This is a genomic window from Cellulomonas avistercoris (assembly GCF_014836445.1).
Lineage (GTDB): Bacteria > Actinomycetota > Actinomycetes > Actinomycetales > Cellulomonadaceae > Cellulomonas > Cellulomonas avistercoris.
On sequence record NZ_JACSQV010000001.1, the window covers coordinates 142,476 to 168,452 of the forward strand.

25 protein-coding genes are annotated in these 25,977 nt (G+C 74.3%); 22 read left to right on the top strand and 3 right to left on the bottom strand.

Annotated elements, in window-relative coordinates; all coding sequences use genetic code 11:
- The first annotated feature begins 90 nt into the window (after positions 1-90).
- The 18 genes from thrS to H9657_RS00750 all read left to right on the top strand — a co-directional run bounded on the left by thrS (position 91) and on the right by H9657_RS00750 (position 18,415).
- Complete coding sequence (gene thrS, locus H9657_RS00665; RefSeq protein ID WP_191779321.1) at positions 91-2,103, top strand: threonine--tRNA ligase; 2,013 nt, start codon at positions 91-93, stop codon at positions 2,101-2,103.
- Between the two features lie 3 nt (positions 2,104-2,106).
- Positions 2,107-2,679, top strand: coding sequence for an HIT family protein (locus tag H9657_RS00670; RefSeq protein ID WP_191779323.1), 573 nt, complete (start codon positions 2,107-2,109; stop codon positions 2,677-2,679).
- Positions 2,680-2,686: 7 nt separating this feature from the next.
- Entirely contained in the window at positions 2,687-3,298 is a 612-nt protein-coding gene (pgsA, locus tag H9657_RS00675) for a phosphatidylinositol phosphate synthase (RefSeq protein ID WP_191779325.1), read from the top strand.
- Positions 3,295-4,350 (top strand): phosphatidylinositol mannoside acyltransferase, encoded by a 1,056-nt coding sequence (locus H9657_RS00680; protein ID WP_191779327.1) that lies wholly within the window; start codon positions 3,295-3,297, stop codon positions 4,348-4,350. The genes pgsA and H9657_RS00680 overlap by 4 nt, the downstream gene beginning before the upstream one ends.
- 14 nt (positions 4,351-4,364) lie before the next feature.
- Positions 4,365-5,552: a glycosyltransferase family 4 protein gene (locus H9657_RS00685; RefSeq protein WP_191779921.1), complete on the top strand. Its 1,188-nt coding sequence runs from the start codon at positions 4,365-4,367 to the stop codon at positions 5,550-5,552.
- A complete protein-coding gene (locus tag H9657_RS00690; protein WP_191779329.1) occupies positions 5,549-6,223 on the top strand; it encodes a hypothetical protein in 675 nt (224 codons plus the stop codon). The genes H9657_RS00685 and H9657_RS00690 overlap by 4 nt, the downstream gene beginning before the upstream one ends.
- A 162-nt stretch (positions 6,224-6,385) precedes the next feature.
- Positions 6,386-7,300: a pyridoxal 5'-phosphate synthase lyase subunit PdxS gene (gene pdxS / locus H9657_RS00695; protein WP_191779331.1), complete on the top strand. Its 915-nt coding sequence runs from the start codon at positions 6,386-6,388 to the stop codon at positions 7,298-7,300.
- Positions 7,297-7,917, top strand: coding sequence for an NUDIX hydrolase (locus H9657_RS00700; RefSeq protein WP_318241203.1), 621 nt, complete (start codon positions 7,297-7,299; stop codon positions 7,915-7,917). Before pdxS ends, H9657_RS00700 begins: the two co-directional genes overlap by 4 nt.
- Positions 7,918-7,969: 52 nt before the next feature.
- Positions 7,970-8,581: a pyridoxal 5'-phosphate synthase glutaminase subunit PdxT gene (gene pdxT / locus H9657_RS00705; protein WP_191779333.1), complete on the top strand. Its 612-nt coding sequence runs from the start codon at positions 7,970-7,972 to the stop codon at positions 8,579-8,581.
- A gap of 89 nt (positions 8,582-8,670) precedes the next feature.
- Positions 8,671-9,426 (top strand): YebC/PmpR family DNA-binding transcriptional regulator, encoded by a 756-nt coding sequence (locus tag H9657_RS00710; protein WP_191779335.1) that lies wholly within the window; start codon positions 8,671-8,673, stop codon positions 9,424-9,426.
- Between the two features lie 88 nt (positions 9,427-9,514).
- Positions 9,515-10,081 (top strand): crossover junction endodeoxyribonuclease RuvC, encoded by a 567-nt coding sequence (gene ruvC / locus H9657_RS00715; protein ID WP_191779337.1) that lies wholly within the window; start codon positions 9,515-9,517, stop codon positions 10,079-10,081.
- Positions 10,082-10,172: 91 nt separating this feature from the next.
- Positions 10,173-10,781: a Holliday junction branch migration protein RuvA gene (gene ruvA / locus H9657_RS00720; protein ID WP_191779338.1), complete on the top strand. Its 609-nt coding sequence runs from the start codon at positions 10,173-10,175 to the stop codon at positions 10,779-10,781.
- Positions 10,774-11,862: a Holliday junction branch migration DNA helicase RuvB gene (gene ruvB / locus H9657_RS00725; RefSeq protein WP_404813123.1), complete on the top strand. Its 1,089-nt coding sequence runs from the start codon at positions 10,774-10,776 to the stop codon at positions 11,860-11,862. The genes ruvA and ruvB overlap by 8 nt, the downstream gene beginning before the upstream one ends.
- 131 nt (positions 11,863-11,993) lie before the next feature.
- Complete coding sequence (yajC, locus tag H9657_RS00730) at positions 11,994-12,386, top strand: preprotein translocase subunit YajC (protein ID WP_191779340.1); 393 nt, start codon at positions 11,994-11,996, stop codon at positions 12,384-12,386.
- Between the two features lie 83 nt (positions 12,387-12,469).
- On the top strand, positions 12,470-14,266 hold the full coding sequence (secD, locus tag H9657_RS00735; protein ID WP_225214343.1) for a protein translocase subunit SecD: 1,797 nt from the start codon (positions 12,470-12,472) through the stop codon (positions 14,264-14,266).
- The gene (gene secF, locus H9657_RS00740) at positions 14,266-15,351 is read left to right on the top strand and encodes a protein translocase subunit SecF (RefSeq protein ID WP_191779342.1); all 1,086 of its coding nucleotides are present in this window, start codon (positions 14,266-14,268) and stop codon (positions 15,349-15,351) included. The genes secD and secF overlap by 1 nt, the downstream gene beginning before the upstream one ends.
- The gene (locus H9657_RS00745) at positions 15,348-15,926 is read left to right on the top strand and encodes an adenine phosphoribosyltransferase (RefSeq protein WP_191779343.1); all 579 of its coding nucleotides are present in this window, start codon (positions 15,348-15,350) and stop codon (positions 15,924-15,926) included. Before secF ends, H9657_RS00745 begins: the two co-directional genes overlap by 4 nt.
- A 98-nt stretch (positions 15,927-16,024) precedes the next feature.
- Positions 16,025-18,415: a RelA/SpoT family protein gene (locus tag H9657_RS00750; protein WP_191779345.1), complete on the top strand. Its 2,391-nt coding sequence runs from the start codon at positions 16,025-16,027 to the stop codon at positions 18,413-18,415.
- A gap of 31 nt (positions 18,416-18,446) precedes the next feature.
- On the opposite strand, the gene H9657_RS00755 is transcribed toward H9657_RS00750, so the two are convergent.
- The 3 genes from H9657_RS00755 to H9657_RS00765 form a co-directional block, all read right to left on the bottom strand.
- Positions 18,447-19,034 (bottom strand): hypothetical protein, encoded by a 588-nt coding sequence (locus tag H9657_RS00755; RefSeq protein WP_191779347.1) that lies wholly within the window; start codon positions 19,032-19,034, stop codon positions 18,447-18,449.
- A gap of 74 nt (positions 19,035-19,108) precedes the next feature.
- Entirely contained in the window at positions 19,109-20,908 is a 1,800-nt protein-coding gene (locus tag H9657_RS00760; RefSeq protein ID WP_191779349.1) for a DUF349 domain-containing protein, read from the bottom strand.
- Entirely contained in the window at positions 20,905-21,687 is a 783-nt protein-coding gene (locus H9657_RS00765) for a peptidylprolyl isomerase (RefSeq protein WP_191779351.1), read from the bottom strand. The genes H9657_RS00760 and H9657_RS00765 overlap by 4 nt, the downstream gene beginning before the upstream one ends.
- Positions 21,688-21,894: 207 nt before the next feature.
- On the opposite strand from H9657_RS00765, the gene H9657_RS00770 reads away from it, so the two are divergent.
- From H9657_RS00770 to H9657_RS00785, 4 genes are all read left to right on the top strand, one after another.
- Positions 21,895-22,617, top strand: a complete 723-nt coding sequence (locus H9657_RS00770) for an MBL fold metallo-hydrolase (protein ID WP_191779352.1) — start codon at positions 21,895-21,897, stop codon at positions 22,615-22,617.
- Between the two features lie 76 nt (positions 22,618-22,693).
- Positions 22,694-24,079, top strand: coding sequence for a histidine--tRNA ligase (hisS, locus tag H9657_RS00775; RefSeq protein WP_191779354.1), 1,386 nt, complete (start codon positions 22,694-22,696; stop codon positions 24,077-24,079).
- 71 nt (positions 24,080-24,150) lie between these two features.
- The gene (locus H9657_RS00780; protein WP_191779355.1) at positions 24,151-24,789 is read left to right on the top strand and encodes a hypothetical protein; all 639 of its coding nucleotides are present in this window, start codon (positions 24,151-24,153) and stop codon (positions 24,787-24,789) included.
- Positions 24,790-24,820: 31 nt separating this feature from the next.
- The gene (locus tag H9657_RS00785) at positions 24,821-25,864 is read left to right on the top strand and encodes an Rv2578c family radical SAM protein (RefSeq protein ID WP_191779357.1); all 1,044 of its coding nucleotides are present in this window, start codon (positions 24,821-24,823) and stop codon (positions 25,862-25,864) included.
- Positions 25,865-25,977 lie beyond the last annotated feature (113 nt).

Below are 25,977 nucleotides of genomic sequence, written 5' to 3' on the forward strand. Positions count from 1 at the left end.
TCGCGGTCGGTAGCATCGACCACGTCCGTGTCGGCGACCGCCGACCCGCCGCGGGACGCGGCGCGGGCAGACCCGAGGAGCTGGCGCAGCGTGCCCGAGCAGATCACCCTGACCGTCGACGGCGTCGAGACCCCGGTCGCGCAGGGCACGACGGGCACCGAGCTGTTCGCCGACCGCCGCGACGTGGTCGTCGTGCGCGTCGACGGCGAGCTGAAGGACCTCGCGCTGCCGCTGCCCGACGGTGCGGTCGTCGAGGCCGTGACCATCGGCTCCCCGGACGGCCTGGCGGTGCTGCGGCACTCGGCCGCGCACGTCCTGGCGCAGGCCGTGCAGGAGGTCAACCCGAAGGCCCGGCTGGGCATCGGCCCGCCCATCACCGACGGCTTCTACTACGACTTCGACGTCGAGACCCCGTTCACCCCCGAGGACCTCAAGGCGATCGAGAAGGTCATGGGCCGCATCGTCAAGGAGGGGCAGACCTTCCGGCGCTGGGACGTCACCGAGGCGCAGGCGCGCGAGGAGCTCGCGGCCGAGCCGTACAAGCTCGAGCTCATCGGGCTCAAGGGCGACGCGGGCAGCACCGACGGTGCGTCGGTCGAGGTCGGCCTCGGCGGGCTGTCGATCTACCAGAACGTGCGGGGCGCGGGGCGCGAGTCCGAGGCCGTCGTGTGGCAGGACCTGTGCCGCGGCCCCCACCTGCCCAGCACCCGGCTCATCGGCAACGGCTTCCAGCTGACCCGCTCCGCGGCCGCCTACTGGCGCGGCTCGGAGAAGAACCCCCAGCTGCAGCGCGTCTACGGCACCGCGTGGCCCACGAAGGACGAGCTCAAGGCGTACCTCGAGCGGATCGCCGAGGCCGAGCGTCGCGACCACCGCAAGCTCGGCAACGAGCTGGACCTGTTCTCCTTCCCCGAGGAGATCGGCTCCGGCCTGGCGGTGTTCCACCCCAAGGGCGGCATCATCCGCATGGAGATGGAGGAGTACTCGCGGCGCCGGCACGTGCAGGCGGGGTACTCGTTCGTCAACACCCCGCACATCACCAAGGAGCAGCTCTTCCAGATCTCCGGGCACCTGGACTGGTACGCCGACGGCATGTACCCGCCCATGCAGCTCGACGAGGAGCGCGACGCCGAGGGCCACGTGCGCCGGGCGGGGCAGAACTACTACCTCAAGCCCATGAACTGCCCGATGCACAACCTGATCTTCGCCTCGCGCGGCCGCTCGTACCGTGAGCTGCCCCTGCGGCTGTTCGAGTTCGGCACCGTGTACCGCTACGAGAAGTCCGGCGTCGTGCACGGCATGACCCGGGCGCGCGGCTTCACCCAGGACGACGCGCACATCTACTGCACCCGCGAGCAGATGAAGGACGAGCTGACGAGCCTGCTCACCTTCGTCCTCGACCTGCTCAAGGACTACGGGCTGGACGACTTCTACCTCGAGCTCTCGACCCGCAACCCGGAGAAGTCCGTGGGCCCGGACGAGGTGTGGGAGGAGGCGACCGAGACCCTGCGGCAGGTCGCCGAGGCCTCCGGGCTGGACCTCGTCCCTGACCCGGGTGGCGCCGCGTTCTACGGCCCCAAGATCTCCGTGCAGGCCAAGGACGCCATCGGCCGCACGTGGCAGATGTCGACGATCCAGCTCGACTTCAACCTGCCCGAGCGGTTCGAGCTCGAGTACACGGCGCCCGACGGCAGCCGGCAGCGTCCCGTCATGATCCACCGCGCCCTCTTCGGGTCGATCGAGCGCTTCTTCGCCGTGCTCACCGAGCACTACGCCGGCGCGTTCCCGGCCTGGCTCGCACCCGTCCAGGTGCTCGCGGTTCCCGTGGCGGAGCCGTTCGAGCCGTACCTGGACGACGTGGTCGCGCGCCTGCGTGCCCAGGGGATCCGCGCCGAGGTCGACCGGTCCGACGACCGCTTCGGCAAGAAGATCCGCAACGCCTCGACACAGAAGATCCCGTTCGTGCTCATCGCGGGCGGCGAGGACGCCGAGGCCGGTGCGGTGTCGTTCCGCTACCGCGACGGCCGCCAGGACAACGGCGTGCCCGTCGACGAGGCGGTCGAGCGGATCGTGTCCGCCGTGCGCGACCGCGTCCAGGTCTGAGCCGTGGCCTCGTCCGACGACGTCGAGGTCGAGAACGCCGGGGCCTTCGCGGGCGAGCCGGACGGGCTCGACCGGCTGTGGACGCCGCACCGCATGGTGTACATCGGCGGGCAGGACAAGCCGGCCGACGACGCGCCAGGCGACGGCTGCCCGTTCTGCCGCATCCCCGCGCTCCCGGACGAGCAGGGGCTGGTCGTGCACCGCGGCGAGGTCGCGTACGTCGTGATGAACCTCTACCCGTACAACTCGGGGCACCTGCTCGTCTGCCCGTACCGGCACGTCGCGGACTACACCGAGCTCACCGAGGCCGAGGCGCAGGAGGTGTCCGCCCTCACGCGGACCGCGATGCGCGTCGTGCGCGGGGTGATGGCACCCGACGGGTTCAACCTGGGCATGAACCAGGGCCAGGTCGCCGGTGCGGGCATCCAGGCGCACCTGCACCAGCACGTCGTCCCGCGCTGGGGCGGCGACGCGAACTTCCTGCCGATCGTCGCGCGCACGCGCGCGCTGCCGGCCCTGCTGGGCGACACCCGGGCGGCCCTCGCGGACGCCTGGCCCGCCACGACGAAGGGATGACCGACCCGTGCTGAGCCGACTGCGCGGCGTGATGACGCGGCTGTGGACGCCGCTCGCCGACGCGCTCCTGCGGGCCGGCGTGACCCCGGACGCCGTGACGATCACGGGGACGCTCGCCGTGGTCGTCACCGCGCTGTGGGCGTTCCCCACGGGCCACCTGCTCCTCGGCGGGCTGCTCATCGCCGTCTTCACGCTCACCGACTCGATCGACGGCGTCATGGCACGGCGGTCGGGCCGCAGCGGGCCGTGGGGCGCCTTCCTCGACTCGACCCTCGACCGGTTCGGCGACGGCGCGATCTTCGCCGGGCTCGTGCTCTGGTACATCGGTGCGGGCGACTCGCGCCCCGACGCGGTGCTCGCGCTGGCGTGCCTCGTGCTCGGCTCGATCGTGCCCTACGCCCGCGCGCGCGCCGAGGGCCTCGGCATGACGGCGGCGGTCGGCATCGCGGAGCGGGCCGACCGGCTGTTCGCCGTCCTCGCCGCGACGGTCCTGGTCGGGGCCGGCGCGCCCGACGTCGTCATGACGGTCGTGCTCGCGCTGCTGACGGTGGCGTCGGCGGTGACGGTCGTGCAGCGCATGGCGACCGTGCGGCGCCAGGTCCGGCAGGCGGCGCCGTGAGCGTCGACGTCGCCCGCGCCTACCACCTCGCGTGGCGCGTCGGTCACCGGCTGCCGGGTGGTCTCGTGCGCGCGGCGACGGCCCTGGGTGCGGATCTCGCCTGGTGGCGGCGTGGCTCGGGCGTGCGACGCCTCGAGGCGAACCTCGCGCGCGTGCGGCCCGAGCTCGACGCCCGCGCGCTGCGTCGCCTCTCGCGAGCCGGCATGCGCTCCTACATGCGCTACTTCGGCGAGGCGTTCACGCTGCGCGGCCTGAGCCCCGAGCAGCTCGCCGCGCGCGTGCGCGTCGAGGGCATGGAGCACCTGCGCCCCGACCTCGACGCGGGCCGGCAGGTCGTCCTGGCGCTGGGCCACATGGGCAACTGGGACCTCGCGGGCGCGTGGGCGACGGCGCACGTGGCACCCGTCACCACCGTCGCGGAGCGGCTCCGGCCCGAGGAGCTGTTCCAGGAGTTCCTGGCCTTCCGCGAGAGCATCGGCCTGCGGATCATCCCCTTGTCGGGCGCGGGTGACGTGTTCCGCCGGCTCGTGCGCGTCGCACGGACCGGCCCGGGACTGCTGCCTCTGCTCGCCGACCGCGACCTGACGGCCAAGGGGCTCGAGGTCGACCTCTTCGGCCACCGCGCACGGGTCGCGGCCGGTCCCGCAGCCCTCGCGGTCACGACGGGCGCCACCCTCGTGCCCGCCACCATCACCTACGAGCGGCTGCGCCGTGCGCGGCGACGCGCGGCCGGGGGGCCGTGGGGCATCGTCATCCGCTTCCACGCCCCCGTCGAGGCCGGTCCGGACGTGCCGCGCGCGCAGCGCGTCCAGGCGCTCACGCAGGCGTGGGTGGACGTGCTCGCCGAGCAGATCCACGCGCACCCGCAGGACTGGCACATGCTGCAGCGCGTGTTCGTCGCCGACCTCGACCCCGAGCGCGACGCCGCGCGGCGGTCGGCGGGTGCGCAGCCCGACGCCGCCTCCGACGAGGGCGACGGCGACGACGAGGCCACGGGTGACGGCGCCGGGACGTCCGGCGGCGACCCCCTCGACGTCGGGACCGCCTCGTGATCGCGGGACGCCCGCTGCGGGTGGGGATCGTGTGCCCGTACTCCTTCGACGTGCCCGGCGGCGTGCAGTTCCACGTCCGGGACCTCGCGGAGGCGCTCATCGCCCGCGGTCACGAGGTCTCGGTGCTCGCGCCGGCCTCGGACGACACGCCCGTGCCGCCCTACCTCGTCGCCGCGGGCCGTGCGGTGCCCGTGCACTACAACGGGTCGGTCGCGCGCATGACGTTCGGGCCGGTCACGGCAGGCCGTGTGCGGCGCTGGCTGGCGGCGGGGGAGTTCGACGTGCTGCACCTGCACGAGCCGGTCACCCCGAGTCTGGGCATGCTGGCGCTGTGGATCGCGGACGGCCCGGTCGTCGCGACGTTCCACACCTCCCTCGTCCGGTCGCGCCCGCTGCAGATGGCCTACCCGCTCGTGCGGCAGTCGCTCGAGAAGATCTCGCTGCGCATCGCGGTGTCCGAGGACGCGCGGCGCACGCTGGTCGAGCACCTCGGCGGGGACGCGGTCGTCATCCCCAACGGCGTGTGGGTCGACACGTTCGCCGCCGCGGGTACCGACCCGCGCTGGACCGGCACGCCGCAGGCGCCGACCGTCGCCTTCCTCGGCCGGCTCGACGAGCCGCGCAAGGGCCTGGCGGTCCTGCTGCGCGCCGTCCCGGGCGTGCTCGACGCCTACCCCGGTGCACGGTTCCTCGTGGCCGGCAGCGGCGAGACCGGCCAGGAGCAGGCGCGCGAGGTGCTGGGCGAGCGGGCGTCCGCCGTGGAGTTCCTCGGCGGTGTCAGCGAGCAGGACAAGGCGCGCCTGCTGGCGTCGGCGGACGTGTACTGCGCCCCGCAGACCGGTGGCGAGAGCTTCGGCATCGTCCTCGTCGAGGCGATGAGCGCCGGCACGACGGTCGTGGCGAGCGACCTGGGCGCCTTCGCGCGGGTCCTCGACGACGGAGAGGCGGGCGTGCTGTTCCGCACGGGCGACTCCGCCGACCTCGCGGCGACGCTCGTGCGGGTGCTGGGTGACCCCGCGTTGCGCACCCGCGTGAGCGAGCACGCGTCGCGCGTCGTGCGGCGCTACGACTGGTCGGCCGTCACCGACCAGGTGCTCGCGGTGTACGAGATGGCCGTCGACGGGGCGAACGCACCCGTCGGGGAGGACCCGTCGTCGCTGCGCGGGGCCCGCCTGATCGAGCTGCGGCGGGGTCGCTCGTGACCGCCGGGTCGGACGTCACGGTCGTCCTGGTGGTCGTCGCCGTCGTGCTGCTGCTCGCCTGGCTCGTGTGGGTGCGGGCGAGCCGCCTCGACCGGCTGCACCGCAAGGTCGGCGCGTCGCGGGCGGTCGTCGACGCCCAGCTCGTGCGCCGGGCGTCCGTCGCGGCCGAGCTGGCGACGAGCGGTCTGCTCGACCCGGCGAGCTCCCTCGTGATCGGCGAGGCGGTGTGGGGGTCCTTGACGGCCGGGGGCGCGGGCGACGTGCCGCCCGGTCTGCTGCCCGTCGACCTGCGGGAGCCGCTCGCCGCCGGCGCGGTCACGGGCGCCGTGGACCGGGCGCAGGTCGAGAGTGACCTCACGGCGGCGCTGCGGGAGGTCCTCGACGACGCCGACGAGGTGGCCGCGCTGGCGGACGACCCCGAGGGCGGCCGGCTGCTCGACGCGCTCGCGGCCGCCTGGTACCGCGTGCAGCTCGCGCGGCGGTTCCACAACGAGGCCGTGGCGCAGACCCAGCGCGTGCGTCGCGGCGGGATCGTCCGGCTGCTGCGCCTCGCGGGCCACGCGCCCGAGCCGCAGACCCTCGAGCTCGACGACGCCTGGCCCCAGGGCCTGCCGCGTCCGGGGGAGGGGACGCGCGCCACGCGGCCGGGGGCCACGGAGACGGGCGCCTGACCTCCCGTGTCCGGGTGGCGGGCGGGCACCCCGGCACCGTGCGGCGACGACCTAGGATGACGACGCACCGACCACGGCCGCCCGCGCCACCGGTCCTGCCCGGACCCCGGGGGGACCACGCGGACGCCGGGCGTCCCGAACCACCGATCGAAGAGGTCTGACGTGACCGAGAACCCCCAGCCCGTCGCCCCCGCCGGTGAGGTCGGGACCGCGCGCGTCAAGCGCGGCATGGCCGAGATGCTCAAGGGCGGCGTCATCATGGACGTCGTCACGCCCGAGCAGGCGAAGATCGCCGAGGACGCCGGCGCGGTCGCCGTCATGGCGCTCGAGCGGGTGCCCGCCGACATCCGTGCGCAGGGCGGCGTCGCGCGCATGAGCGACCCCGACCTGATCGACGGCATCATCTCGACGGTGTCGATCCCCGTCATGGCGAAGGCGCGCATCGGCCACTTCGTCGAGGCGCAGGTGCTGCAGTCCCTGGGCGTCGACTACGTCGACGAGTCCGAGGTGCTCACGCCCGCCGACTTCGCGCACCACATCGACAAGTGGGCGTTCAACGTCCCGTTCGTCTGCGGTGCGACCAACCTGGGCGAGGCGCTGCGTCGCATCACCGAGGGCGCCGCGATGATCCGCTCGAAGGGCGAGGCGGGCACGGGCGACGTGTCGAACGCGACGACCCACATGCGGACCCTGCGCGACCAGATCCGGCGCCTGACCTCGCTGCCCGAGGACGAGCTGTACCTCGCCGCGAAGGAGCTGCAGGCACCGTACGAGCTGGTCAAGGAGGTCGCGACGGCCGGCAAGCTGCCCGTCGTGCTCTTCACCGCCGGTGGCATCGCGACCCCCGCGGACGCGGCGATGATGATGCAGCTGGGCGCCGAGGGCGTGTTCGTCGGCTCCGGCATCTTCAAGGCCGGCAACCCGGCCGAGCGGGCGGCCGCGATCGTCAAGGCGACCACGTTCTACGACGACCCGGACGTCATCGCCAAGGTCTCGCGCGGGCTGGGCGAGGCCATGGTGGGCATCAACGTCGACGACGTCCCGGTGCCGCACCGCCTCGCCGAGCGGGGCTGGTGACCACGCCCGACCCGCAGAACCCCGGGGTCGTCCCCCTCGTGCCCCCCGGCGCCGCCCGGGGCCGCCCCGCCCCCGGGCACGGCCCCGCCGCCGTCCTCGACGGGGGCTGGGTGCCGGGGCGTGACGGCGTCCTGTCGCGCAGCGCCGCTCGCGTGATCCTGCTCGACGAGGCGGACCGCGTGCTGCTCGTGCGCGGCCACGACGTGGACGCCCCGGACCGCTCGTGGTGGTTCACGGTCGGCGGCGGCATCGACCCCGGCGAGGACGCGCGGTCCGCAGCGGTGCGCGAGGTGCACGAGGAGACGGGGATCGTGCTGACGGCCGACGAGCTCGTGGGCCCGGTGTACACGCGCTCGGCGCTGTTCGACTTCGCGGCCCGCACCTGCCGCCAGCACGAGGACCTGTTCGTCGCCCGGGTGCGCAGCACGGACGTCGCGCTCAGCCGGGACGGCTGGACGGACGTCGAGCGGGACGTCATCGACGAGCTCCGGTGGTGGGGGCTCGACGAGCTCGCGCGCGTCGAGATCGAGGTCTTCCCCGCGGGCCTGGCCCAGCTCGTCCGCGACGTGCTCGTCTGGGACGGCACCACCCGGCACCTCGGGCTCGTCCGGGAGTGAGCCGCGCAGGGACGCACGCCGACGTGCCACGACCCACCTAGGATCGTCGACCGTGAGCCCCACCATCGGTGTCCTGGCGCTGCAGGGCGACGTCCGCGAGCACGTGGCCGTGCTGACCTCGCTCGGTGTCGACGCGGTCGGCGTGCGACGCCCCGCCGAGCTGGACGCCGTCGACGCGCTCGTCCTGCCCGGCGGGGAGTCGACGACCATCGACAAGCTGCTGCGCGCCTTCGACCTGGACGGACCGGTGCGCGACCGGCTGCGCTCCGGCATGCCCGCCTACGGGTCGTGCGCGGGGATGATCCTGCTGGCGGACCGGATCATCGGCGGCATCGAGGGGCAGCAGACCCTCGGGGGCGTCGACATCACCGTGCGCCGCAACGCCTTCGGCCGGCAGGTGGACTCGTTCGAGACCGACCTGGTCGTGGACGGGATCGCCGACAGCGGCCAGGACCCCCTGCACGCGGTCTTCATCCGGGCCCCGTGGGTCGAGGAGGTCGGCCCCGCCGCCACGGTGGTCGGCCGCGTCGCGGACGGGCCCGCCGCCGGTAGGATCGTCGCGGTGCGCCAGGGCCCGCTGCTCGTGACCTCGTTCCATCCCGAGGTGACCGGGGACCCGCGGGTGCACCGACTGTTCGTGCAGATCGTCCGCGACAGCCTGTGACGTCGCGGGGTCCCCGGCCCGTCCCCAGCAGGACGGCGGCGTGGGGGAGCGACGCGGGCGCACCAGCGGAGACGAAGGGGTAACGAGCCATGTCGGGTCACTCCAAGTGGGCCACCACCAAGCACAAGAAGGCCGTCATCGACGCGAAGCGCGGCAAGCTCTTCGCCAAGCTCGTCAAGAACGTCGAGGTGGCCGCCCGCACGGGCGGTGGTGACCCCGCCGGCAACCCGACGCTCTTCGACGCCATCCAGAAGGCCAAGAAGTCGTCGGTCCCGAACGACAACATCGACCGCGCGGTCAAGCGCGGGTCCGGCCAGGAGGCCGGCGGCGCGGACTACCAGTCGATCACGTACGAGGGCTACGGCCCCGGCGGTGTCGCCGTGCTGGTCGAGTGCCTCACCGACAACCGCAACCGTGCCGCGTCCGACGTGCGGGTCGCCTTCACGCGCAACGGCGGCCAGATGGCCGACCCGGGCTCCGTCGCGTACATCTTCAGCCGGCGTGGCGTCGTCGTCGTGCCCCAGGAGGGGACCGACGAGGAGGCCGTCATGGAGGCCGTCCTCGAGGCGGGCGGCGAGGAGGTCAACGACCTCGGCGACACGTTCGAGGTCATCAGCGCCGCGACCGACCTCGTGGCCGTGCGGACCGCGCTGCAGGAGGCCGGCATCGACTACGACTCGGCCGACGTGGTCTGGTGGCCCTCCACGCAGGTCGAGGTCGACGCCGACGGCGCACGCAAGGTGCTGCGGCTCATCGACGCGCTCGAGGACTCCGACGACGTCCAGAACGTCTACGCCAACTTCGACGCCTCCGACGAGGTCATGGCGGAGCTCGACGCCGAGTGACGCACCGCAGGCCGCGGCCTGCACGCACGGGCCCCGTCACCGGTGTGGCGGGGCCCGTGGCACGCCGGACGCCTGCGACGATGGCCGCGTGCGCGTGCTCGGAGTGGACCCCGGCCTGACCCGGTGCGGCCTCGGCGTCGTCGACTCCCTGCCGGGCCGTCGCGCGCGCCTCGTGCACGTGTCGGTCGCACGCTCCGACCCCACGCTCGACGTCGACCAGCGGCTGCTCCTCATCGAGCGGGCCCTCGAGGAGTGCCTCGAGGAGCACGCCCCCGACACCGTCGCGGTGGAACGGGTCTTCGCGCAGCACAACGTCAGCACCGTCATGGGGACCGCGCAGGTCGCCGGGCTCGCGATGGTGGCGGCCGCGCGCCGGCGGATCCCCGTCGCGCTGCACACGCCCAGCGAGGTGAAGGCGGCGGTCACCGGCTCGGGACGTGCGGACAAGGCGCAGGTCCAGACGATGGTGGCGCGGCTCCTGGGGCTGGCCGAGGTGCCGAGGCCCGCCGACGCGGCCGACGCGCTCGCGCTCGCCATCTGCCACCTGTGGCGCCCGGCGGGGGCCCTCGGGGCGCCGCAGCGCGAACCCGGTGGCATGACGACGGCGCAGCGGCAGTGGGCCGCGGCGGAGCAGGCGGCGCGGCGGCGCGCGTGACGACCCGGGGCGCGACGCCGGCGCGTGTCGTTCGTACACCTGTTCGCCCCGTGTGGGAGAGTGGGGCGGTCGACGACAGGAGGAGCGCGCGGTGATCGCGTCGGTGTACGGGACGGTGCTGGCAGTACGGCTGGACGCGGCGGTCGTGGAGGTCGGGGGCGTCGGCCTGCTGGTCCAGGCGACGCCGGCGACGCTCGCGGGCCTGCGCGTCGGGCAGCCGGGTCGGTTGTTCACGTCGCTCGTCGTGCGGGAGGACGCGCTGACGCTGTTCGGCTTCGCCGACGACGACGAGCGCGACGTCTTCGAGGCGGTGCAGACGGTCTCGGGCGTGGGTCCGCGCCTTGCGCTGGCCATGCTCGCGGTGCATACCCCCGACGGGCTGCGTCGTGCGGTCGCGCACGAGGACCTCGCGGCGCTCATGCGCGTGCCCGGCATCGGCCGCAAGGGCGCGCAGCGCATCGTCCTCGAGCTGGGGGAGCGGCTGGGTGCACCCTCGCCGACGGCGGGCGCCGCCGTGGTCTCGTCCGCGGACCACCGGGAGCAGGTCGTCGAGGCGCTCGTGGGGCTGGGCTGGCCGCTGCGGGCCGCGCAGGACGCGGTCGCCTCGGTGCTCGACGGCTCACCGGCCCCGGTCGGCGCCGAGGAGGTGCCGGGCGTGCTGCGCGCGGCGCTGCGCTCGCTGGGCGGCGCGCGTGCGTGACGCCGGCTCCCCGCGCCTCGAGGTCGGCGGGACGGACGAGGACGGCGACCTGGAGGCGTACGGGGCCGAGTCGCTCGTGCGTCCCGCCGCCGACGAGCCGGAGCGCGCCGCGGAGGCGGCGCTGCGTCCCCGGCGGCTCGACGAGTTCGTCGGGCAGCGGGTCGTGCGCGACCAGCTGTCCCTGGTCCTGCAGGCGGCGCTCGGGCGCGGGCGCGCGCCGGACCACGTGCTGCTGTCGGGCCCCCCGGGTCTGGGCAAGACGACGCTCGCGATGATCATCGCCGCCGAGCTCGGTGCGTCGCTGCGCGTGACCAGCGGGCCGGCCATCCAGCACGCGGGCGACCTCGCCGCGGTGCTGTCCTCGCTCGAGGAGGGCGAGGTGCTGTTCATCGACGAGATCCACCGGCTCGCCCGTCCGGCCGAGGAGCTGCTCTACGTCGCGATGGAGGACTTCCGCGTCGACGTCATCGTCGGCAAGGGGGCCGGCGCGAGCGCGATCCCGCTGTCCCTGCCCCCGTTCACCGTCGTGGGCGCGACGACGCGCGCCGGCCTGCTGCCCGCGCCGCTGCGGGACCGCTTCGGTTTCACCGGGCACCTCGACTTCTACGACGACGCCGAGCTCGAGCGCGTGCTCGTCCGGTCGGCCGGGCTCCTGGGCGTCCCGCTCGACGTGACGGCCGCCGCCGAGATCGCGTCGCGCTCGCGCGGCACGCCCCGCATCGCCAACCGGCTGCTGCGGCGCGTGCGGGACTGGGCGCAGGTGCGCGGCGACGGCATGCTCTCGCTCGCCGCGGCCCGGTCGGCCCTCGAGGTCTACGAGGTCGACGAGCGCGGACTGGACCGTCTCGACCGGTCCGTGCTGGACGCGCTGTGCCGACGCTTCGGCGGCGGCCCGGTCGGGCTGACGACGCTGGCGGTCGCCGTGGGGGAGGAGCCCGAGACCGTCGAGACGGTCGCCGAGCCGTTCCTGGTCCGCGAGGGTCTCATCGGGCGCACGTCGCGCGGTCGCGTGGCGCTGCCACCCGCGTGGGAGCACCTCGGGCTGCCGGTGCCGGCGCCCGCCGACACGCTGTTCGGCTGATCGCCGCGGGTACCCTCGGAGGCAGGTACGGACCGGGAGGGAACCCCCGGGGACGCTCGCACGTTGGAGCGTCGGGCCGCGGCGCCTAGACTGCGGCCGACGTCTGACACGATGCGGAGAACCACCACCTCATGGACTACTCGTTCCTGGTCATCATGCTGCTCGCCTTCGCGGCGCTGTGGTTCATGTCGAGCCGCTCGCGCAAGCAGCAGCGCGAGGCTGCCGACTTCCGCAGCAACCTCGCCGTCGGCGACGAGGTCATGACGGGTTCCGGGCTGTTCGGCACCGTGACCGCGATCGACGGGGACGTCGTGACGCTCGAGTCGACGCCCGGCAGCTCGACCCGTTGGCTGCGTGCCGCGATCGCCCGCCGGTCCGAGCCGGTCGTCGTCGACGACGCGGCGGACGCCGAGCCCGCCGTCGTGGAGGACGTGCCCGTCGTGGACGTCCCCGACGACCTGTCCTCCCTGCCGCCGGAGCCGCCGGCGTCCGGGCGCGAGGACCGCGACCGCGACAACCAGTGACTCCCTGGCCCGGGCGATGACGCCCGGGCCCCGACCCCACCGGCCGCCTCCGTGGCCGGTGCGCGCACGAGAGAAGAACTCCGTTGGCTCCTCCTCCCCGCCGCCGTGAACGGCCGGTCCGCACGCTCGTCACCCTCGCGGTGCTGGTCGTCGCGCTGTTCGCGTCGATCTTCGCCGGCACACGCTGGGGTGACGCGTCGCTGACGCCGAACCTCGCGCTCGACCTCGAGGGCGGGACGCAGGTCATCCTGCAGCCCGTGCCCGAGGCGCAGGGCTCCGTCACGTCGGAGACGATCAACCAGGCGATCGCGGTCATCCGCCAGCGTGTCGACGCCTCCGGCGTCGCCGAGGCCGAGATCACGAGCCAGGGCGGGGACAAGATCGTCGTCGGTCTGCCGGGCCGGCCCAGCGAGGAGACGCTGGACCTCGTGCGCACGTCGGCGCAGATGGAGTTCCGACCCGTCCTGGTGATGGGCGCCGCGGCGGCCACGCCCGACGCCGCGGGCGACGACGCTGCCGCCGACGACGCCGCGCCGTCCGACCAGCCGACCAAGGCCGCGCCGGACAGCCCGAGCGACGTGGCGTACTACGTGACCCCCGCCGTGCAGGCGGAGTTCGACGCGCTCGACTGCACGCTGCCGGAGAACCGGACGGGTGGCGTGCCGGGTGACCCCGACAAGGCCGTCGTCGCGTGCGACCTCGAGGGCCTGGCCAAGTTCATCCTGGGTCCGGTCGAGATCCCCGGTGCCGACATCGCCACCGCCACCTCGGGGCTGGGCACCACGTCGACCGGTGCCTCGACCGGTCAGTGGGTCGTCAACCTGGAGTTCACCGGCAAGGGCACGCCGAAGTTCACCGAGGTGACCACGCGCCTGGCGAGCCAGGGGGAGCCGCTCAACCAGTTCGCGGTCGTGCTCGACGCCCTCGTCATCTCGGCGCCGTCCGTCAACGAGGTCATCCCGAACGGCCAGGCGCAGATCTCGGGGTCCTTCACCCGCGAGACCGCCGCGACGCTCGCGAACCAGCTGAACTTCGGCTCGCTGCCGATCAGCTTCGAGGAGCAGAGCGTCCAGCAGATCTCCGCGACGCTCGGGTCCGAGCAGCTCCAGAAGGGTCTGCTCGCGGGCGTGTTCGGCCTGCTGCTCGTGGTCGTGTACTCGCTGTTCCAGTACCGCACGCTCGGCCTGGTCACGGTCGCGTCGCTGCTGGTCGCGGCCGTCATCACCTACGGCGTCATCGTCCTGCTGTCGTGGCTGCAGGGCTACCGGCTCTCGCTGCCCGGCGTGGCGGGCATCATCGTCGCGATCGGCATCACCGCGGACTCGTTCATCGTGTACTTCGAGCGCATCCGCGACGAGCTGCGCGACGGCCGCTCGCTGGGTGCCGCCATCGAGAAGGGCTGGGAGCGTGCCCGGCGCACGATCCTGGCGTCCGACGCCGTCAACTTCACGGCCGCGATCGTCCTGTACCTGCTGGCCGTCGGCGGCGTGCGCGGCTTCGCCTTCACGCTCGGTCTGACGACCCTGGTCGACCTCGTCGTGGTGTTCCTGTTCACGCACCCGCTCATGGTGCTGCTCGGGCGCACGCGGTTCTTCGCCGAGGGGCACCCCGCCTCGGGTCTCGACCCGCGCCGGCTGGGCGTCGACACGACGCGCTACGCGGGTCGCGGCCGGGTCGCGGGCGGTCCGAAGGCCGCGGCCACCGCGGGCTCCGCGTCCTCGCGCGAGCCCGTCGCGGTCGGTGCGTCCGGCATGACCATCGCCGAGCGCCGCGCGGCCGCTCGCGCCGCCCAGGCGGCCGCAGGACGACCGCAGGACCCACCCACGACCGTTGTCGACGACGAGCCCATCTCCGGCCGTCCTGAGGGGAGCGACCGCTGATGGCCACGGGATTCGCCCAGTGGGGCAACGACCTGTACACCGGTCGCCGCTCGTACGACATCGTCGGGCGCCGACGGACCTGGTACCTCATCTCGGCAGTGCTCGTCGCGATCTCGGGCGTCCTGCTCTTCGTGCCGGGCCTCAACCCCGGCATCGAGTTCCGTGGCGGCTCCGAGTTCGTCGTGTCCGGCGTCGACACGACGGACCAGCAGCTCGCGACCGACACGGTGCTCGCGATCGCGCCGGACGAGGTCCCGCGCGTCACGACGGTCGGCGGCTCGTCGCTGCGCATCCAGACCGCCGAGCTCACGAGCGAGGAGGTCACGGAGGTCACCAACAGCCTCATCGCGGCCTTCGACGTCGACGAGGACCAGGTCACCAGCACCTTCATCGGCCCGACCTGGGGCCAGGACGTCTCGCAGAAGGCGGTCACGGGCCTGGTCGTGTTCCTCGTCTTCGTGTCGATCGTCATGACCGTCTACTTCCGCAACTGGCGGATGGCGGCGGCGGCCATGCTGGCGCTGTTCCACGACCTGATCCTCACGGTCGGCGTGTACGCCGCCGTCGGGTGGGAGGTCACGCCGGCGACGGTGATCGGGTTCCTCACGATCCTCGGCTACTCGATCTACGACACGGTGGTCGTCTTCGACAAGGTGCGCGAGAACACCGCGGACGTGCTCGAGCAGTCGCGGTTCACGTACGCCGAGAAGGCGAACCTGGCCGTCAACCAGACGCTCGTCCGGTCGATCAACACGTCCGTGGTGGCACTGCTGCCGGTCGCCTCGATCCTCGTGATCGGCGCGTTCATCCTCGGTGCCGGGACGCTGCGCGACATCGCGCTGGCGCTGTTCGTCGGCATGTTCGTGGGGACGTTCTCGTCGGTCTTCCTGGCGACGCCCCTCGAGGTGACGCTGCGGGAGCGCGAGCCGCGGATCCGTGAGCACACCGCCAAGGTGCTGGCCGCCCGCGCGGGCGTCTCGACGGACGACGGCGAGGTCGTCGGTGCGGCGCCGCGCGCGGCCGCCGCGCTGCGGCCCGGTGGTCACCTGGGTGCTGCGGCACAGCCGCGGCGCAAGGGCCGATGAGCACCGTGGTGGACGGGCCGGGCGCGCAGCCCGGCCCGTCGGACGACCGGGCGGGTCTCGCCGAGCTGGTCGACAGCATGCTGCGGACCGTGCCGGACTTCCCGGAGCCCGGCGTCCAGTTCCGCGACATCATGCCGCTGCTCGCGGACGCCGCCGCGTTCGCGCGGGTCGTGACGGCGCTCGCCGGGCACCCGCACGGTCCCGTGGACCTCGTCGCCGGGATGGAGGCGCGCGGCTTCCTGCTCGCCGCCCCGGTCGCCGTGGCGCTCGGTGCCGGCGTCGTGCCGGTGCGCAAGGCCGGCAAGCTGCCCGGGCAGGTCGCGTCGCAGTCCTACGCGCTGGAGTACGGATCGGCGTCCGTCGAGATCCAGCCGTCCACCGTCCCCGCGGGCGCGCGCGTGCTGGTGATCGACGACGTGCTGGCCACGGGCGGGACCGCGGCGGCCACGATCGAGCTGCTCGAGTCCTGCGGCGCGACGGTCGTCGGGCTCAGCTTCCTCGTCGAGCTCGGCGCCCTGGACGGCCGCGCCCTGCTCCCGGGGCGGGACGTCGACGTGCTCCTGACCCTGCCCTGAGGGCAGGGCACCCGCCCAGCCGCGCCGACGGCGCCGATGCCGGGACGCGCGCGTCTCGGTCGTAGAATCGTGCGAACGACAGGAGGGGGTGAGCGGCGATGGCGGAGAAGGTCGGAGCAGGGGCTGACGCCGTGACGTCACCGGTGCCTGTCGTCGCCGCGCCCCCGGAGGAGAGCGCGTCGGCCGCCGCGGCCCCGACCGCGCCCGAGGTCGAGCCGGCCACCGGCTCGACGGGTCGCGTGCGGGCACGTCTGGCACGTCTCTCCGGGCGGTCCGCTCCCGCGTACCCGGCGCTGGAGCCGGTGCTGCACGCGGTGCGCACCAACCACCCGAAGGCCGACCTCTCGGTGATCGAGCAGGCCTACGTCGTCGCCGAGCACGCCCACCGGGGCCAGATGCGCAAGAGCGGCGACCCGTACATCACGCACCCCGTCGCGGTCGCCACGATCCTCGCCGAGCTCGGCATGACACCGTCCACGATCGTGGCCGCGCTGCTGCACGACACCGTCGAGGACACCGACTACTCCCTGGACCAGCTGCGGCGTGACTTCGGGCCCGAGGTCGCGATGCTCGTCGACGGGGTCACGAAGCTCGACAAGGTCACCTACGGTGACGCGGCGCAGTCCGAGACCGTCCGCAAGATGGTCGTGGCGATGTCCCGCGACATCCGCGTGCTCGTCATCAAGCTGGCCGACCGCCTGCACAACGCGCGCACGTGGAAGTTCGTGTCCGCGGCGTCGGCGGAGAAGAAGGCGCGCGAGACGCTCGAGATCTACGCGCCGCTCGCCCATCGGCTGGGCATGAACACCATCAAGTGGGAGCTCGAGGACCTGTCGTTCGCGACGCTCTACCCCAAGGTCTACGACGAGATCGTCCACCTCGTCGCCGAGCGCGCGCCCGCGCGCGAGGAGTACCTCGCCACGGTGCGCGACCAGGTCGGTGCCGACCTGCGGTCGGCCAAGATCAAGGCGGCCGTGACGGGCCGGCCGAAGCACTACTACTCGATCTACCAGAAGATGATCGTCCGCGGCCGCGACTTCACGGACATCTACGACCTGGTGGGCGTGCGTGTCCTCGTCGACACCGTCCGGGACTGCTACGCGGCTCTCGGCGCGCTCCACGCGCGGTGGAACCCGGTCCCCGGCCGGTTCAAGGACTACATCGCGATGCCGAAGTTCAACCTCTACCAGTCGCTGCACACGACGGTGATCGGGCCGGGCGGCAAGCCCGTCGAGATCCAGATCCGCACGCACGACATGCACCGTCGCGCGGAGTACGGGGTGGCGGCGCACTGGAAGTACAAGGAGACCGCCAAGAGCAACGGCCCGCAGGACGCGGCCGGCAACGACATGACGTGGCTGCGTCAGCTCGTCGACTGGCAGCGGGAGACGGCCGACCCGGCCGAGTTCCTCGACCTGCTGCGCGACGAGATCGCCGGCGCCGAGGTCTACGTGTTCACGCCCAAGGGCGACGTGCAGGCGCTGCCCGCCGGCTCCACGCCGGTCGACTTCGCCTACGCGGTGCACACCGAGGTCGGTCACCGCACGATGGGTGCGCGCGTCAACGGCCGGCTGGTGCCGCTGGACTCGACGCTCGAGAACGGCGACGTCGTCGAGGTCTTCACCTCCAAGTCCGAGACCGCCGGGCCCAGCCGTGACTGGCTCGCGTTCGTCAAGAGCCCCCGGGCGCGCAACAAGATCCGGCAGTGGTTCACCAAGGAGCGCCGCGAGGAGGCGATCGAGCACGGGAAGGACGCCATCGCCAAGGCGATGCGCAAGCAGAACCTCCCCATCCAGCGGCTCATGTCGCACGAGGCACTCGTGGCCCTCGCGCACGAGATGCGGTTCGCGGACGTCTCGGCGCTGTACGCGGCCGTCGGCGAGGGCCAGGCCTCGGCGGCGTCGGTGGTGCAGCGGCTCGTGCACTCGCTGGGCGGGGAGCCGGCCCAGGAGGAGGACCTCGCCGAGGCGGCGCGCCCGGGCGCGACGGGCCGCCGGGTGCGCAGCGGCGACCCCGGCGTGGTCGTCAAGGGCGTCGACGACGTGTGGGTCAAGCTCGCCAAGTGCTGCACGCCCGTGCCCGGCGACGAGATCGTCGGGTTCGTGACGCGGGGCGCGGGGGTCTCGGTGCACCGCACCGACTGCCTCAACGTCGAGGCCCTGCGCCGCCAGCCCGAGCGCATCGTCGAGGTGGAGTGGACGCACACCAGCTCGCAGATGTTCCTGGTGCAGATCCAGGTCGAGGCCCTGGACCGCAGCCGGCTCCTGTCGGACGTGACCCGGGTCGTGTCCGACCACCACGTCAACATCCTGTCGGCGTCGGTCTCGACCTCGCGGGACCGTGTCGCGCTCTCGCGCTTCGTGTTCGAGATGGCCGAGCCGTCGCACCTGGCGTCGGTGCTGAGCGCGGTCCGCAAGGTCGAGGGCGTCTTCGACGTCTACCGGATCACCGGGTCGCGCGGGGCCGAGGAGCCGGCGATCCGGGCCTGACGCCTGGGAGCAGCCGACGACGGCCCGCGGCTCACACCTGCCGGAGGGTGGCCCGCGCGGTGCGCAGCCCGCGGCCACCGGGGTGCGCGTCGATCCGGCGCAGGGCCTCGTGGGGGTCCAGGCCGTGCGGCAGCAGCATGCGCAGCACCGGTACCGCGGTCGGTGCGGGCACCCAGCGCGCGACGTCGACCGCGGTGCGCGCGACGGTCGTGACGAGCACACCGCCCACGGTCTGCAGGTCCTCGTCGACGAGGTCGGCCTCCGCGGTCGTCCGGTCGGGGTGCGGATCGGGCCGCCGGGCTCCCGAGCGCACGAGGACGGTCACCCGCCGCGGCGGTGCGCCGCCGGCGTGCACCCAGGCCGCGGCGAGCCGCCCGACGGCTCCGCGCGCCGGCACCAGCGGCGCGAACGCGCTCGCGCGGACGGCCGGGTCCTCGCGCGTCCCGCGGACCCGGGCGACGTCGCCCCAGAGCGGCGCGAGCACCCCGTCGAGGTGCAGGCCGGTCCACGCCGAGGCAGGGACGTCGTCGCGTCGCACGACGACGGGCCCGGGCGCCGGCGGACGCGGACGCAGCCGCTGCAGGGAGGCCGGAGCCGCGGACGGGTCGCAGACGATCATGGGAGCCAGGATGCCCGCCCGCTTCCCCGGACGGGGGAGCGGACGGGCATCCTGTGGACGGACGGGTCGCAGCGTCAGCCGCGGGCGTCCTGAGCGGCGCGCTGCACCTGCTCGAGCCAGGCGCGCCGGGCGTCGAGCGCGGCCTGCGCCTCCGTGACCCGGCGCTGGTCACCCGCGGCCTTCGCCTTCTCCAGGTCGGCCTCGAGGCCCGCGATCGCCTGCTCCAGCTGCGCGGCCGCACCCTCGGCACGGGCACGCGTCTCGGGGTTGCTGCGACGCCACTGCGCCGAGTCGGCCTCACGCACCGCCGTCTCGACGGCCCGCATCCGGCCCTCGACCCGCTGGACGTCGGCGCGCGGCACCTTGCCCGCCGCGTCCCACCGGTCCTGCAACGAGCGCAGCGCGGCCTTGGCGGCGCCGAGGTCGCGGACCGGCAGCAGCGCCTCGGCCTCGACGAGCAGCGCCTCCTTGACCTCGAGGTTCGCGCGGAACTCCTCGTCGATCGCCTGGTTCGCGGCGTCGCGCGCGGCGAAGAACGCGTCCTGCGCGGTCCGGAACCGGGCCCACAGCGCGTCGTCGACCTGGCGGTTGGCCCGCCCGGCCGCCTTCCAGCGGGTCATGAGGTCGCGGAAGGCCGCGGACGTCGCACCCCAGTCGGTGCTCGTCGCCAGCCGCTCCGCGTCGGCCACGAGCTGCTCCTTGACGGTCTTCGCCTCGGAGTTGCGCGCCTCGAGCTCGGCGAAGAAGTGGCGCCGCTCGCGGTCGAACGTGGTGCGGGCGTGGCTGAACCGCTTCCAGAGCGACTCCTCGGTGGGCCGGTCGATGCGCGGGCCGGACCGCTGGGCGTCCTTCCACTGGTCCAGCAGGAGGCGCAGCTGCTCGCCGGCGGGCCGCCACTGGATGCGTGACGGGTCGGTCGCGGCGATCTTCTCGGCCTGCTCGACGATCTGGGTGCGTGCGGCGACGGCCGCCTCCCGCGCCGCGGCGCGCTCGGCGTCGGCCTGCGCGCGTCGCTCCGCCGCCCGGGCCCGCAGACCCTCGAGGCGTGCGCGCAGCGCGTCGAGGTCGCCCACGGCGGCCGGCTCGGCGAGCTCCTCGGTGAGGCGCGTGAGGGTCTGGTCGATCTCCTTGACCGAGAGGTCGGTCGCGGACAGCCGCGCGTCGAACAGCGCGACCTTCGCCTGCAGGTCCAGGAACCGTCGGACGTACAGCGCGAGCGCCTCGGGCGCGCTCGCACCGGGGAACTGCCCCACGACGCGCTCGCCCGCCGCCTCGACGACGTGCACGGTGCCGTCCTCGTCGACGCGGCCGAAGGTGGCGGCGTGCGCGGCCGCGGCCTCCTCGTCGGGGGTCGGGACGGGCACCACCGGACCGGCGGGCGACGTCGCGGCAGCCGACGGCCGCGGCACGGGCCGCGGGACCGGGCGCACGGACGCGGGGGAGGGACGCGGAGCGGGCGTGGGTGCTGCCGGGGCCGGCGTGCCGTCGGCCGGGGTGTCCGTGACGTCGTCCGTCGGGACGTCAGCCGGGACCTCGGACGCGGTCACGTCCTGTGCCGGCTCGGGAGCGGCCTCGGTCGTCGCGTGCTCGGTGGCCTCGCCCGAGGACTCCTCGGTGACGGCTTCCGCCGTGGGCTCGGAGGCCTCGCCGGAGGGCTCCTCGGTGGCTTCCTCGGTGGCCTCGCCGGAGGGCTCCTCCGGTGCGGCCTCGGCCGTGGGCTCGGGCTCGGTCGCGTCGGCCGTTGCCGCGTCGTCGACGGGTGCCACCTCGGGCGCCTCGGTCACGTCCGGCGCGGTCGTGCCGACCGGGTCGCCCGTGGGAGGGGGAGCCTGCTCGGCGTCGTCCGGGGACGACGTCGTCGGGTGCTCGGTCACTGGATCTCCACTCCCTCGATGGTGACGTCGGTGACCGGACGTTCGCTGCCGTCCTGGGTCCCCGCGTCAGCGATGGCCTTCAGCACGTCCAGACCGGACGTGATGTGGCCGAACACGGTGTAGCCGCCCGCCGTGTCTGACGGGATCTGCGAGTCCTCGTAGACGAGGAAGAACTGGGAGCCCATCGAGGCGGCGTCGCCGCCGACGCGGGCCATGGCGATCGTGCCTGCCGGGTACATGTCGTCCGACGGTGCGTTCTCGATCGGACCCCACGTGTAGCCCGGGCCACCCGTGCCGGTGGCGGTCGGGTCGCCGCACTGGAGCACGTAGATGCCCTGGGGCACGAGGCGGTGGCAGATCGTGTCGTCGAAGTAGCCCTCCCCGGCCAGGGTCACGAAGTTCGCGACCGCCTGGGGTGCCGCGGCACCGTCGAGCTCGATGCCCACGGCCCCCGCGGACGTCGTGAGGGTGCCGGTCCACGTCCGGTCCTCGGCGAGCGAGGCCTCCGGCAGGACGCCGCCGTTGCCGGTGCGCGGCGGGAAGGTCTCCGCCGGGGCCGCGTTCGCGGCGGGGTCGTCGGTCGCGGCGGCCGCCGGTGCACCGTCGTCGCGCGAGAAGTTGACGACGGCGACAGCCCCCACGGCGAGCGCGAGCACCGCGACGACGCCGCCGGCGATCACCCGCATCCGCTGCTGGCGCGCCCGCTGCGCCTGCAGCTGGCGTGCGTGCAGCTTCTCGTACCGACGGCGCTCGTACTCGCGCTCGCGCTTCGAAGACACCGCTCTCCTCGTCTCGTCGTGCCGACAGCGTGCGGCGCCGTCTGCTCGGGCACCGTCGCCGTCAGGCCTGCGACCACCGGACACATGCCGGACCCCGGACAGTCTAGGCAAGGCCGGGGCGTCGTCGTGCACCGGCGCACCCGCGTGGACGCACGCGTGCCACGCCGGGCGCGGCGCGCGTGCGCGCGCTCGTCTAGCGTGCGGGGCATGGAGATCCTCACGGTCGTCGCCCCCGTCTTCGCCGCCCGGTGCTCCGTGCTCGTGGGCGAGGACGGCGCGTGCGTCGTCGTGGACCCCGGTGCTGGTGCCGGCTTGCAGGTCCGGCAGCTCGTCGCGGCCCGTGGGCTGACGGTCCGGGCGGTGCTCGTCACGCACGGTCACGCGGACCACACGTGGGACGCGCCGGCGCTGTCGAGGGACCTGGACGTGCCGGTGGTCCTCCACGCCGGTGACGCCTACCGCCTCGAGGACCCGTTCGGGACGCTCGGCGTGCTGGACCCCCGCCACGACCCGTCCGGTCCGCTCGCGCAGGCGCTGCGCGCCGCGGGGGTCGACGTCGCGTCCTGGCGCGCGCCGGAGAGCGTCGAGCCGTTCGGTGCCGCCGGGAGCGGCCGCACCGGTGACGTGGAGCTGGACCTCGGCGGCGTGCGCGTCGTCGCGCGCCACGCGCCCGGGCACACCGAGGGCTCCACGCTGTACCTGGTGGACGCGGGGGAGCAGGACCCGGTCGTGCTGTCCGGCGACGTCCTGTTCGCGGGCAGCATCGGGCGCACCGACCTGCCCGGGGGCGACGACGCCGCGATGGCGGCGACCCTGCGCGACGTCGTCGCGGCCCTGCCGCCCGCGTCGCGCGTGCTGCCCGGCCACGGACCGGCGACGGACGTCGCGACCGAGCTGGCGACCAACCCGTACCTGGCCCGCGCCCGCTGAACGGCTCCCGCGCGCGGGCTCCCGCGACGTGGACGCCGGTGCGGGACGGCCCTGCCGGTCTGGGATCATCGGAGGCATGGCGCGACCCACACCCCTGTCCGGATTCCCCGAGTGGCTGCCCGACGGGCGCATCGTCGAGCAGCACGTGCTCGACGTGCTGCGCCGCACGTTCGAGCTGCACGGCTTCGCGGGGATCGAGACGCGGGCCGTCGAGCCGCTCGACCAGCTGCTGCGCAAGGGCGAGACCTCCAAGGAGGTCTACGTGCTGCGCCGCCTGCACGACGAGCCCGCGGCCGCCGACGAGCCCGCCGACCGTCAGGGGCAGCTCGGGCTGCACTTCGACCTCACCGTGCCGTTCGCGCGCTACGTGCTCGAGAACGCCGGGCGCCTGGCGTTCCCCTTCCGGCGCTACCAGATCCAGAAGGTCTGGCGGGGCGAGCGGCCCCAGGACGGCCGGTTCCGCGAGTTCGTGCAGGCCGACATCGACGTCGTCGGCTCCGGTGCGCTGCCGTACCACTACGAGGTCGAGCTGCCGCTGGTGATGGCCGACGCCCTGGGCGCGCTCGCGGACCTCGGCGTCCCGCCCGTGCGGATCCTGGTGAACAACCGCAAGGTCGCCGAGGGCTTCTACCGCGGGCTGGGCCTCCAGGACGTCGAGGCGGTGCTGCGCGGCATCGACAAGCTCGACAAGGTCGGGCCCGAGGCGGTGGCCGACCTGCTCGTCGCCGAGGCCGGTGCGACGCCGGAGCAGGCCGCGGCGTGCCTCGAGCTCGCGGCCGTGCACGGCGGCGACGCGTCCGTCGTCGACCGGGTGCGCGAGCTCGCCGAGCGCCACGGGGCGTCCACGGAGCTGCTCGAGGAGGGCCTCGGCGAGCTCGGCGCCCTCGTCACCGCCGCGGCACAGCGCGCCCCGGGCGTCCTGGTCGCGGACCTGAAGATCGCACGCGGGCTCGACTACTACACCGGCTCGGTCTACGAGACCGTGCTCGTCGGCCACGAGGACCTCGGGTCGATCTGCTCCGGTGGTCGCTACGACACCCTGGCGTCGGACGGCACGACGACGTACCCGGGGGTCGGCCTGTCGATCGGTGTGTCGCGGCTCGTCTCGCGCCTGCTGTCCGCGGGGCTCGTGCGCGCGACGCGCTCGGTGCCCACCGCGGTGCTGGTCGCCGTCACGTCGGAGGAGCGCCGCTCGGCGTCGGACGCGGTCGCCGCGGCGCTGCGCGCGCGCGGCATCCCCACCGAGGTCGCGCCGAGCGCCGCGAAGTTCGGCAAGCAGATCAAGCACGCCGACCGCCGGGGGATCCCGTTCGTGTGGTTCGTCGGCGACACGGACGAGGACGGCGCACCCGCGCAGGACGAGGTCAAGGACATCCGGTCGGGCGAGCAGACGCCGGTCGACGCGGCGACGTGGGAGCCGCCCGCCGAGGACCTGCTGCCGCGCGTCGTCGCCGCCGGCTGACGGGCGCAGCGCCGCGGGAGGCCCGGTCGCGCCGTGGTGCGGCCGGGTCGACCCGCGCCTAGCGTGGCGGCGTGCCCACCGTCGCCCCTGACGTCGCCCCGGAGCCCGTCGTCCTCGACGGGCACATCGCGGGCGCCGGCTCGGCGCACGGCACACGGCTCGTGGTCGGGCGTTGGCGACGCTCACCGCTCGGCGGGTTCGCCGACGTCATGGTCGAGCACCCCGACGGCACGCGGGTGCTGCTGGCGCCGCGGAGCGACGTGGTGGAGCTGATCACGCGGCTGTACACCTTCGACGCCGTGCACGTGGTGCCCGTGCGCGTCGTCGCCGAACCGACGTCGCGCACGTGGACGGTGGTCGCTGGGCCCCTGCGCGCGCGGCTGACGATCGGGGCGCGCACGCCGGTGGGAGCGCTGCTCGGGCTGGTCCCCCCGGTCGTCGTGCGCGCCCGCGCGACCGCGGGCCTCGTCGACGCGGCGGCACGTGCGGTCGTCCCGGGCGTCCGCACGCGTGGCCGGGGCCGCGACGGGTCGACGGAGGTGTACGCCGCGCGCGACCAGCACGCGGTCGTGGCCCTCGACGCGCGGTGGGGCGACCGGCCCCTCGGTGGCCTGCGCCGCGTGGACCCGCCCGTGCGGTTCGGCTTCTCGTCCGTCCCCGCGGCACCCGCCGTCACGGCCGTCGAGGTCTCCGTCGTCGCGACACCTTGACCGGGCGTCGAACACGTGTTCGAATCACCGGGTGCGTTGGGACGGGCAGAAGATCGAGGCGGGAGAGGGTGACGCCCTGCCCGGCCTGGACCTGCGGACGCTCCCCGGCCTGGTCCGCAGCGTCCGCACGCCCGACTTCGCCGGCGTCACGTTCCACGAGGTGCTGTCGCGCACCGCGCTCAACCGCGTCCCCGACGCGTCGGCCGTCCCGTTCCGCTGGACCGTCAACCCGATGCGCGGCTGCCTCCACGCGTGCACCTACTGCTTCGCCCGCGGCACGCACCGCTACCTCGACCTGGACGCAGGCAAGGACTTCGACACGCAGATCGTGGTGAAGACCAACGTCGCCGAGGTCCTGCGCGCCGAGGTCACCCGCCGGTCGTGGACGCGCGAGCACGTGGCGCTCGGCACCAACACCGACCCGTACCAGCGCCCGGAGGGGCGCTACACGCTGATGCCCGGGATCATCGAGGCGCTCGCGGGCTCGGGGACGCCGTTGTCGGTGCTCACCAAGGGAACCCTGCTGCGGCGGGACCTGCCGCTGCTGGCCGCGGCGTCGCAGGACGTGCCCGTGTCGCTCGCGGTGTCGATCGCCGTGCTGGACGACGACCTCCAGCAGCAGCTCGAGCCCGGCACGCCGACCGCCCGGGCCCGGCTGTCGCTGGTGCGGGCGGTCCGGGACGCGGGCCTGCCCGTGCAGGTCCTGGTCGCGCCCGTCCTGCCGTGGCTCACCGACTCGACCGACCACCTCGACCGGCTGCTCGGTGCCGTCGCGGAGGCGGGTGCGCAGGGCGCCAGCGTCATGGCGCTGCACCTGCGGCCCGGCGCGCGCGAGTGGTTCCTCGCGTGGCTCGCGCGCGAGCGGCCGGAGCTCGTGGCCGGGTACGGGCGGGTGTTCCGGGGCGGGTCGTACGTGCACGCCGAGTACCGCGCGTGGCTCGACGCGCGCGTCCGGCCGCTGCTCGCGAAGCACGGCCTCGACCGGCCGCAGCCGGACGCCGAGGGGCTGCGCTGGGCCCGCCGGGACGGCGAGGCCCACCCGGCCGCGGCCCAGCTGCAGCCCGCGCTGTTCTGACCGTCGTCGCGCGGTGGGCGGCACGCGCCGGGCCGTCGATCCCGCGTGGGCCGCCCGCGCGGGCGCACCTATGATCGTCATGCGCCCATCCGGGCGCGGACCCCGACCTGAAG